This is a genomic window from Ideonella sp. sgz306126 (assembly GCF_056032705.1).
This window is the reverse complement of the sequence record NZ_JBVYWP010000002.1, coordinates 728,696-743,418: the sequence shown is the minus strand read 5'-3', so window position 1 is coordinate 743,418 and position 14,723 is coordinate 728,696. Positions and strand designations below refer to the sequence as shown.

Genomic DNA, 14,723 nt, shown 5'->3' with positions numbered 1-14,723 from the left:
CGGTGCATGCAAGGTCTTCGATGATGAACCCGTTCTGCGTCCCCGCGATCCCCGGCGGCCGATCCGGACGGCGGACCGCGCTGGCCCTGGTGACCTCGGCGCTGCTCGGCGGCGCCGCGCACGCCGCCGTGATCGAGTCGATCGCGCTCCCACGCCCGGAGGGGCCGCGCACCGTCTGGCGGGTGCGGCCCGAGGCGCCGCTGCGGCGCGGCCGCCCGCTGGTGATCCTGCTGCACGGTCACGGCGGCTCGGCCGCCCAGTTGCTGGGCCAGGGACGGATCGCCTCGCCGCTGTCCGAGTGGCTCGAGATCGCCGACCGCGACGACCTGCTGCTGGCCGTGCCCGACGGCCTGGCAGGTGCCGACCATCGCCAGGGCTGGAACGATTGCCGCGCCGACGCGCCGGACAACCCGCGCAGCGACGATGTCGGCCTGGTCGCGGCGATCATCGAGCGCGAGGTCCGTGTCGACGGCGCCGACCCGCAGCGCGTCTACCTGATGGGCATGTCCAACGGCGGCATGATGGCCTTGCGCGTGGCCTCGGAGCTGGGCTCGCAGCTGGCGGCGTTCGCCGTGGTCAGTGCGGCGCTGCCGCAGCACAGCCAGTGCCCGGCACCCCGCGTGCCGCTGCCCGCGCTGTTCATCGCCGGCACCGCCGACCCGCTGGTGCACTGGGACGGCGGCGCGCTGGGACGGCGGCTCACCGGACAGCGTGGCACGCTGATGAGCATCGCCGCCACCGTGACCACTTGGCGGCAGCTCGACGGCCTGCCGCAGGCGCCCGACCGCCAGGTGGCGCTGCCCCACCTCGACGCCCGGGACCCGACGCGCGCCACCCGCATCGTCTGGGGTCGCGACCCGCGCGGCCTGCAGGTCGAATGGCTGCGCATCGACGGCGGCGGCCATGTCGAGCCTAGCCGAGCACATCGCATCGGGCGCGGCTACGGCGCCATGGTGGGCCCGCAGAACGGCGACCTGGAAAGCGCCGAGGAGGCCTGGGCCTTCTTCAAGACCCGCCGCGCCGCATCGGCCCGGCCGCGCGCTCCGGACGGCCCGGCCAGCCTCGCAACCGGCCAGGGCGAATAATGCAGGGTGGGGCCGGACGGTCCGCCCCGCCGTTGGAGGATGCTGATGAATTCCACGCTGCCACCGCCCGTCGGCCCGTCGATCGCCGTGATCGGCGCCGGGCCGGTCGGTCTTGCGCTGGCCTTGCTCGCCTCGCGCCAGTGGCCTGCGGCGCGGCTGACTGTGTTCGACGCCCGCCCCGCCGACAAGGACGTGGCGGCCGACCCGCGCACGCTGGCCCTGTCGCTGGGCAGCGTGCAACTGCTGCAGCGGCTGGAGGTCTGGCCTGCGACCGCGGCTCAGCCGATCCTGGAAGTGCATGTCTCGCAGGCGCCGCCCACACTGGGCGGCGACCGCGTGCTGCCCGAAGTGCGCATCCGGGCGCGCGACGAGGCGGTGCCGCTGCTGGGCGCGGTGCTGGGCTACGGCCAGATCGTCGTGCCGCTGCAGCGCGCTTGGGAGGCGGCCTGCCAGGCGCGCCCCGACCATTGCCGCCTGCGCCTGGGCACGCCGGTGGCCGCGGTGAAGAACGTCGCGGCGGGCGTCGAAGTGGATGCCGGCATCGCCGAACCGTTCGATCTGGCGGTGATCGCCGAAGGCGGCGTGTTCGCCGACCAGGCCCGCAAGGCCGTGGTGCGCGACTACCGGCAGACCGCCTGGGTCGGCACCGTCACGATGGACGCCCAGGCAGCCACGGGCAGCGCCTTCGAGCGCTTCACCCGCCACGGCCCGCTGGCGCTGCTGCCGCTGCCGGCCCGTGCCGACGACACCCCGGGCACCCGCCGGGCATCGCTGGTGTGGTGCGTGCCGGCCGACGACGATCCGGTGGCCGTGCTCGGCGACATGCAGCGCCTGGCGGTGCTGCGAACCCTGCTGCCCGACGCCGCCGGCCATCTGTTGGCGATCGGCCCGCTCAAGCACTTCGCCCTCGGCCTGAACGCCGAGCGCACGCTGGTGCAGGGCCGCCAGGTGCGCATCGGCAACGCCGCGCAGACCCTGCACCCGGTCGCCGGCCAGGGGCTGAACCTGGGCCTGCGCGACGCCTTCGCGCTGGTGCAGACGCTGCGCGGCGTCGCCGACCTGGACGCGGCGCTGAGGCGGGTCGAATGGGCCCGCGCGCCGGACCGCTGGAGCATGATCGCCGCGACCGATTTTCTCGCCCGCAGCTTCACCTGGCAATGGCCGGGACTGGCGGCGGTACGCGGCCTGGGACTGGCCGCGTTGCAGGCCTTGCCGCCGGTGAAATCGGCGCTGGCGCGGCAGATGATGTACGGACGGCGCTAGGCCGGGCGGGCCGTCAGGGTCGCCCGGTGCCACCCACGCCGATGCGAACAGCTCAAGTCGTGGCCTCCGACGCCTTCAAGAACAAGTCCCGGTCCGGCGCGAAGTTGGCGTAGAGCGGCAGCAGGGCACCGCCCAGCGCGCGGGCGTCGGAGCCGATGGTGCCGGGCAGCAAAGCGGGGCGCTGCACACCTTCCCAGGCGTAGCGAGCCAGCGCCGCCACGGTCGCGCGCTGCAGCGCGGACAGCAGGTCACGGTCCATCGAGCCGTCGAGGATCGCGCCGTCCAGGTCCAGCAGGCAACCGGCGTTGTGCACGGCCAGCGCGATGGCGCTGGCGGCGTCGGCCAGCCAGACCTCGGTCACGCCAGCCCAGCGGACTTGCAGCGCGCGGGCATCGCCGGCGGCGGCGGGATCGAGCCCGGCAGCCCGGTAGCGCGTCTCGAGCGTGAGCAACGAAGCAACGCTCAGCAACTGCGCGGGCGGCCCGGCGGGCGCCGGCTGCGCGCAGGCCAGGGCCAGCGAGCCGACCGCGCCGGCGTTGCCGTGCAGGCCGGCGTGCAGGTGGCTGTCGATGACCAGGCCGCCGCCAATGAAGGTGTCGACGAAGATGTAGAGGAAGCTCTTGACGCTGCGGCCGCGGCCGGCCACCAGCTCGGCCACGCAGGCGGCGGCGGTGTCCTTGAGCAGGTGCACCGGCAGGCGGGTGAGGCGCGCCACCTCGGCCCGCAGGTCGCAGTGCTGCCAGCGCTCGGCGAGCCCGGCGGGAGAACCCAGCAACTCCTGCCAGCTGCCCATGGCCTGCGGCGCGGCGATGCCGATGCCTTGCAGGCGATCGCGGCGGGCTCGGCCCAGGCTCCGGCGCAAGGCCAGCACCTGCCGGCCGATCTCGGCCAGCACGGCGGCGGGCTCGGGATGCGCGTAGGCCAGCGACGCCCGCTCGCGGACCCGGCCTTCGAAATCGACCAGCAGCACGTCCAGACTGCGCCGGCCCAGCTTGACGCCGATCGCATACGCGCCATCGGGATCCAGGCTCAGCGGCACCGACGGCTGGCCGACCTTGCCGCGCTGCGGCTCCCCTTTGCGCAGCAGGCCTTCGTCGATCAGCCGCTTGCTGATCAGCGAGACGGTTTGCGCGGTGAGATGAGTGAGCCTTGCCAGCTCGACGGCCGGCAAGGCGCCGTGCAGGCGGACCGCTTGCAGCAGCACGCGCTCGTTGTATTGGCGCAGGCCGCCTTGGCTGGAGCCGCGCGGCGGCAGGGGCGCGGCATCGGCGGCAGGGACGGGCTCGGCGGGCATCGGGGTCGGTCGGGCATCGCGAGGCGGGTGTCTCGCCATTGTGGGGGTTCGGATCTAATAAATACAGCGGAGTGATTAATGGAAAACCCCGAGCGGCGCGACCGGCATGACGCGGCATGCTGCGGCCCTCGTGAAACGGCGCGGCCGAGGGGAGATCGACATGTTCGTGGTCTGTGGGGAAGCCTTGTTCGACGTGTTCGCGGCCGGCGACACGGCCAGCGGCCTGGCGCTGGACGCGCGCATCGGCGGCTCGCCGTTCAACGTCGCGCTGGGCCTGGCGCGGCTGGGCCAGCCGGTGGCGTTCATGGGCGGTGTCTCGCGCGGCTTTCTCGGCGAACGCCTGCTGCGCGCGCTGCGCGAGGAAGGCATCGCCGACGGCTGCGTGGCGCTGCTGGACGCGCCGACGACGCTGAGCCTGATCGGCCTGGACGCACAGGGTGTGCCGTCCTACAGCTTCTATGGCACCGGCTGCGCCGACCGCCTGCTGCCGCCGGACGCGCCGGAGCGCCTGCCGGCCTCCACCCAGGCGATCCACGTCGGCTCGTACGCGATGGTGGTGGAACCGGTGGCCGCCACGCAGCGGGCGCTGATCGAGCGCGAACACCGGCGCCGCGTGATCGCCTACGACCCGAACGTGCGGCTCAACGTCGAGCCCGATCTGGAACGCTGGCGCATCACGCTGGACTGGATGGCTGCGCGCACCCATGTGCTCAAGGTCAGCGACGAGGATCTGGCACGGCTCTATCCCGGCGTCGGCCACGCCGAGCTGGCGTCGCGCTGGCGCGCGGCCGGCGTGGCCGCGGTGGTGGTCACGCGGGGCGCCGCCGGCGCGCAGGCCTGGACCGCGGCCGGCCCGCTGCAGGTGGCCCCGGTGCCGGTGGCGATGGTCGACACCGTCGGTGCGGGCGACACCTTCCAGGCGGCGATGCTGACCGCGCTGGCCGAGCGCCAGGCGTTGCGCCCCGAGGCCTTGCGCGCCTTGTCCGCCGACACCTGGCAGGCGGTGCTGGACTTCGCCGCGAGCGCCGCCGCGCTGACCTGCAGCCGCCGCGGCGCCGACCTCCCCCGCCGCCACGAACTGGGCTGAGGACGGACCGGCCTCGGGCTCGCAAGCCGATGCGGTAGCGCAGGCCGGTGCCGGTCAGATGCCCAGCGGGTCGACGTCGATCGCCCAGCGGGCGATGCCTTTGTGCGCCGCGCGGACCTCGGGCAGCCCGGGGACCCAGGCCGCGAGCAGGCGCTGCAATGCGCCGCGCGACGCGGCCTCGACCAGCATCTGGCGGCGCTCGAAGCCCGCCACCTTGGCGACGTAGGGAGGCACCGGTGCGTAAAAGACCACCTCGGGCGCAGCGCTGGGCGCCTGCAGGGCCTGCGCGGCGTCGCGCGCACCGCGCAGGAAGGCTTCGGCGGTGGCGGCTTCGCGCGCTTCGCAGCGCAGCAGCGCCAGGTGCGAGTACGGCGGCAGCCCGGCCATCTCGCGCTCCTCCAGCTGGCTGGCGGCGAACGCGGCGAAATCGTGGCGCTTGAGCGCCTCGAACAGAGGATGTGTCGGGCTCCAGGTCTGGATCCACATCTCGCTGCGGGCCGCGGCCTCGGCGTCGCGGCCGGCTCGTCCGGCGGCCTGCATCAAGGTGGCGAACAGTCGCTCGGGGGCGCGGAAATCGGCGGTGAACAAGGCGCTGTCCGGATTCACCGCCACCACCAGCGTGACGCGGCGGAAGTCGTGCCCCTTGGTGACCATCTGGGTGCCCACCAGCACGTCGACCTCGCCGTCGTGCACCGCGGCGAGCTGCGACTGCAGCGTGCCCTTGAGCCGCGTGGTGTCGGCGTCGATGCGGGCCACGCGGACCGGGCCGCCACCGGGCCGCTCGGCGTCCTGCAGCAGCGCCGCGACCTGCTCTTCCAGCCGCTCGGTGCCGCGCCCGACCGGCTGGATGTCGAGGTTGCCGCACTCCGGGCAGGCCTTGGGCACACGCTCGGTGAAGCCGCAGTGGTGGCAACGCAGCGTCCGGTCGAGCTTGTGGAAGACGCGCCACGCGCTGCAGTGCGGGCAGCCGCTTTTCCAGCCGCAGGCGCCGCAGCTGAGCACCGGTGCGAACCCGCGGCGGTTCAGGAACAGCAGGCTTTGTTCGCCGCGCGCCAGCCGCTCGCGCATCGCCCGCAGCACCGGCGCCGCCAGCGGCGGCATCTCGTGTCCGGCCGGTGGCCTGGCCTCGCGGCCCATGTCCAGCACGCGCACCGCGGGCAGCACGCCGTGGCCGACGCGCTGCGCCATGGTCAGCAGGCGGTAGCGGCCGGTCCGGGCGTGTTGCCAGCTTTCCAGCGAGGGGGTGGCCGAGCCCAGCAGCACGGCCGCGGCTTCGAGCCGGCCGCGGTAGACCGCCAGGTCGCGAGCCGAGTAGCGCGCCCCGTCCTGCTGCTTGTAACTGGGGTCGTGCTCTTCGTCGACCACGATCAGGCCCAGCCGCGGCAGCGGACAGAAGATCGCCAACCGGGTGCCCAGCACCAGATCGGCCTGGCCCAGGTGCACCTGCAGCCAGTTGGCCAGCCGCTGCGCCGGCGTCAGGCCGCTGTGCAGGGACACCATCCGGCGCCCTGGAAAGCGCTCGGCGAAGCGCGCTTCCAGCTGCGGCGTCAGGTTGATCTCGGGCACCAGCACCAGGGCCTGGCGACCGGCGGCCAGCGCGGCCTCGGTGGCGCGCAGGTAGACCTCCGTCTTGCCGCTGCCGGTCACGCCGTGCAGCAATTGACAGGCCGGAGCCTGGCGGCCATCGCACTGCGGCAGCACGGCGTCCAGCACGCCGGCCTGCTCGGCCGTCAGCGCGGGCCGCAGGACCTCGGGCGGCGGCGCCTGCGCCGGAGCCTGGGCGGCCTCCGGCGATGGCCCGGCCGCGGCGGTCGCAGCGTCCTCCTGGTGCTTGCCTCGGCGCCGCGGCGGGGGCGCGGGCGGCGCCAGCCGCCGGGCCAGTTTGCGGATGCGCTTGGCCAGCGCCGCGTCGTCGAGCTTGCGAAGCTCGGGCGGCAACACGGACAGGGCCACCTCGCCCAGCGAGCGCTGGTAATAGCGGGCGGTGAAACGGACCAGCTCGCACCACGCGGGCGGCAGCGGCGGCAGGCTGAGCAAGGCCTGCTGGACCGGCCGCAGCGTCAGGCCCGGATCGGGCACCGGCCCGTCGCCGTCCGGCCAGACGATGCCTGGCACGTCACGCCGCCCCAGGGGCACCCGCACCAAGGTGCCTGGCGGCAGCGTTTGCTCACTTTCATAATCGAGCACCGGCTCCATGGCCGCGTACTGAGGGGTCTCGACAACGACGCGCAGGCGGCCCATCGGCGCGCTCCGGGGGCCATGACCCGCTCCCTCCGGGACCGAACCCGCCCCGTCGGCCGGCCGGGCGGGACTCATGCCACCGCCCGCTCCGGCCGCCCGCACCCGGTGGCCAAGCTGGAATCCAAATGAGCGTTGCTGCCTAAGTTCATGATTGTGAAGCGTTTTCCGAGTTGCCCACCGATTCTGTGGATAACTTTGTGGGAAAGATGATCGCGTCTCGGCTAAACGCTTGATCCGCCGGGCGGAGGCTTGCGTTGCTCAATTCTGAGGCAGAACAAAATTCTTGTTGTGAATCAATGGGTTGGCACGAGATCTCTTCGTTTCGAAGAGATCCTGCGCCGGGCGTCAGAGGCATCGCACCGCAGCAAAATTTGTGGGGATAAGTCAAGCCCTGAGCGCTCACTTACCCTGCAACGACGTTGACACGCTGCAATCCCGCTGCAGATGGCACGGGACAGGCGTCGCGCGGCGCGGCGCGCTCAGCGCAGGCTGCGCGAATGGCGATGCACCGCCTCGACCAGCGCCGTCACGTGCTCGGGCGGCGTGTGCTGGCTGATGCCATGGCCGAGGTTGAAGATATGGCCGTCCCATCCGCCATCGGCGCGCTGCGGGCGGCCGAAGCGGTCCAGCACCTTGATCGCTTCGGCCTCGATGGCAGCCGGCGGCGCAAACAGCACGTTGGGGTCGAGGTTGCCCTGCAAGGCCACGCGCGCTCCGACCTGGGCGCGGGCCTTGGCGAGGTTGACGGTCCAGTCCAGTCCGACGACGTCGCCGCCCGCCGCGGCGATCTCCTCCAGCCACGGGCCGCCGCCCTTGGTGAAGACGATGGCAGGGATGCGCTGGCCGTCCTTCTCGCGCTTGAGTTGCTGCAGCACCCGTGTGGTGTAGGCGAGCGAAAAATCCTGGAAGGCACCGTCGGCGAGCACGCCGCCCCAGCTGTCGAAGATCATCACCGCCTGAGCGCCGGCGTCGATCTGGGTGTTCAGGTACAGCGCCACCGCGTCGGCATTGACGGCCAGGATGCGATGCATCAGGTCGGGCCGGCTGTAGAGCATGGTCTTGACCTTGCGGTAGTCGTCGGAACTGCCGCCTTCGACCATGTAGCAGGCCAGTGTCCAGGGACTGCCCGAGAAGCCGATCAGCGGCACGCGGCCATGCAAGGCCTTGCGGATCGAGGCGACCGCGTCGAACACGTAGGACAGCTTGGCCATGTCGGGCACGGCCAGCGCGTTCACGGCGGCCTCGTCCTGCACCGGCGTGGCGAAGCGCGGTCCCTCGCCGGCGCCGAAGCTCAGGCCCAGGCCCATGGCGTCGGGGACGGTGAGGATGTCGCTGAACAGGATCGCCGCGTCCAGCGCGTAGCGGTCCAGCGGCTGCAGCGTCACCTCGGTGGCGTAGTCGACGTTGGTGGCCAGGCCCATGAAGCTGTTGCCGGCCTTGACGCGCGTGGCGCGGTACTCGGGCAGGTAGCGGCCGGCCTGGCGCATCAGCCAGACGGGGGTGTGGGTGGTGGGCTGGCGCAGGCAGGCGCGCAGGAAGGTGTCGTTGAGCAGCGGTGCGAACATGGGCCGATTATCCGCGCAGCGCGTGGCTTGAAGCCGGGGTGGGCGGCCCCATCTGAGGCGGGCGGGCGTGCCTGAGGGATAACATGGCCCCGCGCCAATGACGGAGGTGAATGCATGCAGGTCAATCAATCCCGGGTTCGCACGGTGCTGTTCGGCACGCTGATGGTGGCGACGCTGTCGCTGTCGGGCTGCGGCTACAACGAATTCCAGGCCAAGGATGAAGCGGTCAAGGCCGACTGGTCGGAGGTGGTCAACCAGTACCAGCGCCGGGCCGACCTGATCCCGAACATCGTCGCCACCGTCAAGGGCGAGGCGAGCTTCGAGCAGGACACGCTGACCAAGGTGATCGAGGCGCGCTCGCGCGCCACGTCGATCCAGGCGACGCCGGAGTTGCTGAACGACCCGGCCGCGTTCCAGCGCTTCCAGGCCGCGCAGGCCCAGCTGACCGGCGCGCTGAGCCGGCTGATGGCGGTGAGCGAGAACTACCCCAGCCTCAAGGCCAACCAGGCCTTCCAGGATCTGCGCGTTCAGCTGGAGGGCACCGAGAACCGCATCACCGTGGCGCGCAACAAATACATCCAGGAAGTACGCGACTACAACGTGCTCGCCCGCAGCTTCCCGACCAACCTGACGGCCAAGATGTTCAGCTACAGCGTCAAGCCGAATTTCACGGTCGACAACGAGGCCGCGATCTCGGCACCACCGACGGTGAGCTTCGACAAGCCTGCCGCGGCCGCGTCGAAATAGGGCCGCCGTGCAGGGCGCACCGATGTTTCCCCGCTGCGGCGCCGCAGTGCAGCGCGGGCCGGCCGAGCGGGCGGCAGGGCGCCCGTGGCTGAGGTGGCTGCTGTTGCTGGCGGTCGGCCTGGCCTTGCTGAGCCGGGTGCCGGCCTGGGCTGATGATGTGCTGCCGGTGCCGCCGCTGACCGCCCGCGTGATGGACAGCACCGGCACCTTGTCGCCCGAGCAGCGCCAGGCACTGGAGAACAAGCTGGCGGCGTTCGAGGCCCAGTCCGGCCCGCAGATCGTGATGCTGATGGTGCCGACCACGCAGCCCGAGGACATCGCCTCGTATGCCTTCCGGGTCGGCGCGGCCTGGAAGATCGGGCGGCGCGAGGTCGGCGACGGCCTGCTGGTGGTGGTGGCCAAGAACGACCACCGCGTCTTCATCGCGACCGCCAAGGCGCTGGAAGGCGCGGTGCCCGACCTGGCCGCCCGGCAGATCATCGACCGGGCGATCAAGCCGGCCTTTCGTGCGGGAGACTACGCGGGCGGCCTGGACCAGGCGGCCGATCAGCTGATGGCCCGGATCAAGGGCGAGAACCTGCCTCTTCCTGACGCGGCTTCGGCACCGGCGCCGCAGCGCGGTTCCGGCATCGCCTGGGACCAGATCGCGATGTTCCTGTTCATCGGCGTGCCGCTGGTGGGCGGGGTGCTGACCAGTGTCCTCGGCCGCAAGCTGGGCTCGCTGGTCACGGGCGGCGCGGTCGGCGCGCTGGCCTGGTGGCTGTCCGCCAGCCTGCTGCTCGCCGGCGTCGCCGGCGGGCTGGCGCTGCTGCTGGTGGGCGTGCTGGGTGTCGGCGCCGGCGGCGGCCGCAGCGGCGTGCCGCCGATCTTCTGGGGCGGCGGGGGCCGGGGCGGCGGCTGGGGCGGCGGTGGAGGGGGAGGCGGCGGTGGCGGCGGCTTTTCCTCCGGCGGAGGGGGCGATTTCGGTGGCGGCGGCGCCTCCGGGAACTGGTGAGCACCATGACCGCCCGATTGCTTCGCGTGATCAAACACCGCTGGCTGGATGAAGGCGCCGTGCGCCGCCAGATCGGTGCCGCGGCCTTGCAGCGCCTGGGCGAGCGGGTGGCCGCCGCCGAGCGCGGCCACGGCGGCCAGATCCGTGTCTGCATCGAAGGCGGCCTGCCGCTGGACGCGCTGTGGCGCCGCACGAGTGCGCGGCAGCGCGCGCTGGGGCTGTTCGGCCAACTCGGCGTGTGGGACACGGAGCACAACAACGGCGTGCTGTTGTACTTGCTGATGGCCGAACGGGCGATCGAGATCGTCGCCGACCGCGGCCTGGCGCTGCAGGTGCCCGCGTCGCACTGGTCCGCTCTGGTGGCCCGCATGCAGCCTGCCTTCAGCGCGGGTCGCTTCGAGGACGGGTTGACCGCGGCGATCGACGCCATCGGCGACGAGCTGCGCGAGCACTTTCCGCTCGCCGACGGCGCGTCGCAGAACAACGAGTTGCCCGACGCGCCGCTGGTGCTCTGAGCCCGGGCCGGCCGAGCGCCCTCCGCGGTGTTCGGCGGCGGCGCGGGCTCAGGACCTGGCGGGCCTCAGATACGGAACCTGGCGCGCCGCCGCGCCGATCCTGTCGGACAGCGGCGCATGCGTCAGCGGTGGCAGGGTCAGGGCCTCGGCCGGCACCTCGGTGTCGGGGACGTGGGCCAGCAGATGTCGGATCAGCGCGAGTCGGCCGCGGCGCTGGTCGTTGAAGTCGACCAGCGTCCACGGCGCGAACTCGGTGTGGGTGGCCTTGAGCATCTTGTCGCGGGCGGCGCCGTAGGCCGCGTATTTTTCGCGCGCCTGAAGATCGATCGGCGAGAGTTTCCAGCGCTTGAGCGGCTCATCCAGCCGATCCTGAAAGCGCTTTTCCTGCTGGGCCTGGTCCACCGTCAGCCAGTACTTGAACAGCAGGATGCCGTCGTCGACCAGCATCTGCTCGAACATCGGCACCTGCTTCAGAAAGGCCTTGGCCTGCGCCTCGGAGCAAAATCCCATGACCCGTTCGACGCCGGCCCGGTTGTACCAGCTGCGATCGAACAACACCATTTCGCCGGCCGCAGGCAGGTGCGCGATGTAGCGCTGGAAGTACCACTGCGTGGCTTCGCGCTCGGTCGGCCTGGGCAGCGCCACCGTGCGCACCTGGCGCGTGTTCAGCGTGGCCGTGATGGCCGAGATCACGCCCCCCTTGCCGGCGGCGTCGCGCCCCTCGAACACCACCACCATGCGCTGGCCGGTGGCCTGCAGCCAGCGGGCGAGGTTGTTCAAGGCCAGCTCCAGCTCGGCCAGTTCCGCGAGGTAGTCGGCACGGGGCAGGCTGCTGTGGCCGGCCTTCTCGTGCAGCTCGCCGCTCGACGCTTGCAGATTCTGGTGCGAGTGCTTGCCCATGTCCGGTGTCTCCGTGGCCGTGCTTCGGCCGCATTGTGTCCCCCCTGGAGGCCACAACGAAAAACCCGCCGGAAGCTCGCGCCTCGGGCGGGTCATCGGGTCGGGGCGACGCGGGTGCCGCCCCGGGGCCACGTCAGCGGCTCTTGCGCAGCTTCTGGATCGCGGCGAGCTGGGCCGCCATCGTGGCGAACTCGCCCTGGGCGGCGGCGAAGTCGATGTCGCTCTTGGCGTTCTTCATCGCTTCCTCGGCCTGCTTCTTGGCCTCGTTGGCCTTGGCCTCGTCGAGGTCATGGCCGCGGATCGCCGTGTCGGCCAGCACCGTCACCGTGTCGGGCTGCACTTCCAGGATGCCGCCGGCGACGAAGATGAACTCCTCCTCGCCGGTATCGGCACGTTCGATGCGAACCGCGCCCGCCTTGATCCGGGTGATCAGCGGCGTGTGGCGCGGCAGGATGCCCAGTTCGCCGCTCTCGCCCGGCAGCGCAACGAATTTCGCCTCGCCGGAGAAGATGTTCTCTTCTGCGGAGACGACGTCGACATGAATGGTTGCCATGCTCGTGTCTTTCGTAAACAAGGAGGTTCAAGAAGCGAGCAGTCGGTGTCTGGGCTAGGCGTGGCGCGGAAGCGGACTGGCGTCCGCTGAGCACGGCAACGACGCCCAGGCGCCGAATGCGAAGCTTATTGAATCTTCTTGGCCTTTTCGAAGGCTTCGTCGATGGTCCCGACCATGTAGAAGGCCTGCTCGGGCAGATGGTCGCACTCGCCGGCGACGATCATCTTGAAGCCGCGGATGGTCTCCTTCAGCGGCACATACTTGCCCGGCGAACCGGTGAACACCTCGGCGACGTGGAAGGGCTGCGACAGGAAGCGCTGGATCTTGCGGGCGCGAGCCACCGCCAGCTTGTCTTCCGGGCTCAACTCGTCCATGCCCAGGATCGCGATGATGTCGCGCAGTTCCTTGTAGCGCTGCAGCGTGGACTGCACCGCACGGGTGGTCTCGTAGTGGTCCAGGCCCACGACGTTCGGGTCGACCTGACGGCTGGTGGAGTCCAGCGGGTCCACGGCGGGGTAGATGCCCAGCGAGGCGATGTCGCGCGACAGCACCACGGTGGCGTCCAGGTGGGCGAAGGTGGTGGCCGGCGACGGGTCGGTCAGGTCGTCCGCAGGCACGTACACGGCCTGGATCGAGGTGATCGAACCGACCTTGGTCGAGGTGATGCGCTCTTGCAGGCGGCCCATTTCCTCGGCCAGCGTCGGCTGGTAGCCCACCGCGGACGGCATGCGGCCCAGCAGCGCGGACACTTCCGTGCCGGCCAGCGTGTAGCGGTAGATGTTGTCGACGAAGAACAGCACGTCCTTGCCTTCGTCGCGGAACGACTCGGCGATCGTCAGACCGGTCAGCGCCACGCGCAGACGGTTGCCCGGGGGTTCGTTCATCTGGCCGTAGACCATCGCAACCTTGGACTCGCCCAGGTTCTCGAGGTTCACGACGCCCGAATCGGCCATCTCGTGATAGAAGTCGTTGCCTTCGCGGGTGCGCTCGCCCACGCCGGCAAACACCGACAGACCCGAGTGGGCCTTGGCGATGTTGTTGATCAACTCCATCATGTTCACGGTCTTGCCGACGCCGGCGCCGCCGAACAGACCCACCTTGCCGCCCTTGGCGAACGGGCAGATCAGGTCGATCACCTTGATGCCGGTTTCCAGCAGCTCGGTCGAGGGCGACAGCTCGTCGTAGGTCGGGGCCTTGCGGTGGATCGACGCGGTCAGCGTCTGGTCGACCGGGCCGCGCTCGTCGATCGGCGCGCCCAGCACGTCCATGATGCGGCCCAGCGTGGCCTTGCCGACCGGCACGGTGATCGCCTTGCCGGTGTTGGTGACCATCACGCCGCGGCGCAGGCCGTCGGACGAGCCCAGCGCGATGGTGCGCACGATGCCGTCGCCCAGCTGCTGCTGGACTTCGAGGGTCAGCGTGGAGCCGTCCATCTTCAGCGCGTCATAGACGCGGGGCATCTGGTCGCGCGGGAATTCCACGTCCACGACGGCGCCGATGCACTGAACGATCTTGCCTTGGGCTTGAGTCATTTTCAGGTCCTTCAATCTTGATTCGATTCTGTTGCGAGCTGCGGCGTGTCGCCTCAACCACTGATGGCGGCCGCGCCGCTGACGATCTCGGAAAGCTCTTTGGTGATCGCTGCCTGGCGGGTCTTGTTGTAGATGAGCTTGAGCTCACCGATCAAGGTGCCGGCGTTGTCGGTGGCGGCTTTCATCGCCACCATGCGCGCCGATTGCTCCGACGCCATGTTCTCGGCCACCGCCTGGTAGATCAGCGCTTCGATGTAGCGGGTCAGCAGTTCCTCGAGCACCGAGGCGGCGTCCGGCTCGTAGAGATAGTCCCAGCCATAGGCCGTCTTGCGCTCTTCGGTCGGCTGCAGCGCAGCGCTGGTCAGCGGCAGCAGCTGTTCGACCACCGGCTCCTGGCGCATCGTGTTGATGAACTTCGTGTAGCAGAGGTAGACCGCATCGACCCTGCCTTCGACGAAGGCGTCGAGCATCACCTTGACCGGGCCGATCAGCTTCTCGATCTGCGGCGCGTCGCCCAGGCCGGTGGCATGGGCCACCACTTTGGCGCCGATGCGGTTCAGAAAGCCATTGCCCTTGGTCCCGATGGCCACCGCCTGCACCTGACTCCCGGCGCCCTGCACGTCCTTCATCTTGGTGGTGACGGCGCGCAGGATGTTGGTGTTCAGACCACCGCACAAGCCCTTGTCGGTCGTGACCACGACGAAGCCCGCCACGCCGGACGTGCCGCCGGTGCGCATGTAGGGCGAGTGGTACTCGGGGTTGGCCTGCGACAGGTGCGCGGTGATGTTGCGGATCTTGTCGCTGTACGGCCGCGCCGAGCGCATGCGCTCCTGCGCCTTGCGCATCTTCGAGGCGGCGACCATTTCCATGGCCTTGGTGATCTTCTTGGTGTTCTCCACCGATTTGATCTTGCCGCGGATTTCCTTTCCGACTGCCATTACTTGCTC

The 14,723-nt window shown here is 70.7% G+C and carries 13 protein-coding genes; 6 read left to right on the top strand and 7 right to left on the bottom strand.

Annotation, left to right across the window (positions count from 1 at the left end; all coding sequences use genetic code 11):
• The first annotated feature begins 2 nt into the window (after positions 1–2).
• Together AC0N04_RS07955 and AC0N04_RS07950 are read left to right on the top strand one after the other, a co-directional pair.
• Positions 3–1,085, top strand: coding sequence for a CE1 family esterase (locus tag AC0N04_RS07955; RefSeq protein WP_474280279.1), 1,083 nt, complete (start codon positions 3–5; stop codon positions 1,083–1,085).
• 45 nt (positions 1,086–1,130) lie between these two features.
• Complete coding sequence (locus tag AC0N04_RS07950) at positions 1,131–2,348, top strand: FAD-dependent monooxygenase (protein WP_474280277.1); 1,218 nt, start codon at positions 1,131–1,133, stop codon at positions 2,346–2,348.
• A gap of 52 nt (positions 2,349–2,400) precedes the next feature.
• Here AC0N04_RS07950 and AC0N04_RS07945 read toward each other — a convergent pair whose 3' ends face one another.
• Positions 2,401–3,642 (bottom strand): ROK family protein, encoded by a 1,242-nt coding sequence (locus AC0N04_RS07945; protein WP_474280275.1) that lies wholly within the window; start codon positions 3,640–3,642, stop codon positions 2,401–2,403.
• 160 nt (positions 3,643–3,802) lie between these two features.
• Here AC0N04_RS07945 and AC0N04_RS07940 point away from each other — a divergent pair, with 160 nt between their 5' ends.
• Complete coding sequence (locus AC0N04_RS07940) at positions 3,803–4,729, top strand: carbohydrate kinase family protein (RefSeq protein ID WP_474280273.1); 927 nt, start codon at positions 3,803–3,805, stop codon at positions 4,727–4,729.
• A 54-nt stretch (positions 4,730–4,783) separates the two neighbouring features.
• Here AC0N04_RS07940 and priA read toward each other — a convergent pair whose 3' ends face one another.
• Together priA and hemE are read right to left on the bottom strand one after the other, a co-directional pair.
• Positions 4,784–6,970, bottom strand: coding sequence for a replication restart helicase PriA (priA, locus tag AC0N04_RS07935; RefSeq protein ID WP_474280271.1), 2,187 nt, complete (start codon positions 6,968–6,970; stop codon positions 4,784–4,786).
• Between the two features lie 479 nt (positions 6,971–7,449).
• Positions 7,450–8,535: a uroporphyrinogen decarboxylase gene (gene hemE, locus AC0N04_RS07930; protein ID WP_474280269.1), complete on the bottom strand. Its 1,086-nt coding sequence runs from the start codon at positions 8,533–8,535 to the stop codon at positions 7,450–7,452.
• 114 nt (positions 8,536–8,649) lie between these two features.
• On the opposite strand from hemE, the gene AC0N04_RS07925 reads away from it, so the two are divergent.
• Genes AC0N04_RS07925 through AC0N04_RS07915 form a run of 3 tightly spaced genes read left to right on the top strand, consistent with a single transcriptional unit; the run spans position 8,650 to position 10,791 of the window.
• A complete protein-coding gene (locus tag AC0N04_RS07925) occupies positions 8,650–9,282 on the top strand; it encodes a LemA family protein (protein ID WP_474280267.1) in 633 nt (210 codons plus the stop codon).
• A 22-nt stretch (positions 9,283–9,304) separates the two neighbouring features.
• Entirely contained in the window at positions 9,305–10,276 is a 972-nt protein-coding gene (locus AC0N04_RS07920; RefSeq protein ID WP_474280265.1) for a TPM domain-containing protein, read from the top strand.
• Between the two features lie 5 nt (positions 10,277–10,281).
• Positions 10,282–10,791, top strand: a complete 510-nt coding sequence (locus AC0N04_RS07915) for a TPM domain-containing protein (protein WP_474280263.1) — start codon at positions 10,282–10,284, stop codon at positions 10,789–10,791.
• A gap of 48 nt (positions 10,792–10,839) precedes the next feature.
• Here the strand turns inward: AC0N04_RS07915 and ppk2 are convergent, their stop codons facing one another.
• From ppk2 to atpG, 4 genes are all read right to left on the bottom strand, one after another.
• The gene (gene ppk2, locus AC0N04_RS07910; RefSeq protein ID WP_474280261.1) at positions 10,840–11,691 is read right to left on the bottom strand and encodes a polyphosphate kinase 2; all 852 of its coding nucleotides are present in this window, start codon (positions 11,689–11,691) and stop codon (positions 10,840–10,842) included.
• 133 nt (positions 11,692–11,824) lie between these two features.
• Entirely contained in the window at positions 11,825–12,244 is a 420-nt protein-coding gene (locus AC0N04_RS07905; protein WP_474280259.1) for a F0F1 ATP synthase subunit epsilon, read from the bottom strand.
• A 125-nt stretch (positions 12,245–12,369) separates the two neighbouring features.
• The gene (atpD, locus tag AC0N04_RS07900; protein WP_474280257.1) at positions 12,370–13,776 is read right to left on the bottom strand and encodes a F0F1 ATP synthase subunit beta; all 1,407 of its coding nucleotides are present in this window, start codon (positions 13,774–13,776) and stop codon (positions 12,370–12,372) included.
• A 53-nt stretch (positions 13,777–13,829) separates the two neighbouring features.
• The gene (gene atpG / locus AC0N04_RS07895) at positions 13,830–14,714 is read right to left on the bottom strand and encodes a F0F1 ATP synthase subunit gamma (protein WP_474280254.1); all 885 of its coding nucleotides are present in this window, start codon (positions 14,712–14,714) and stop codon (positions 13,830–13,832) included.
• Between the last annotated feature and the right edge of the window lie 9 nt (positions 14,715–14,723).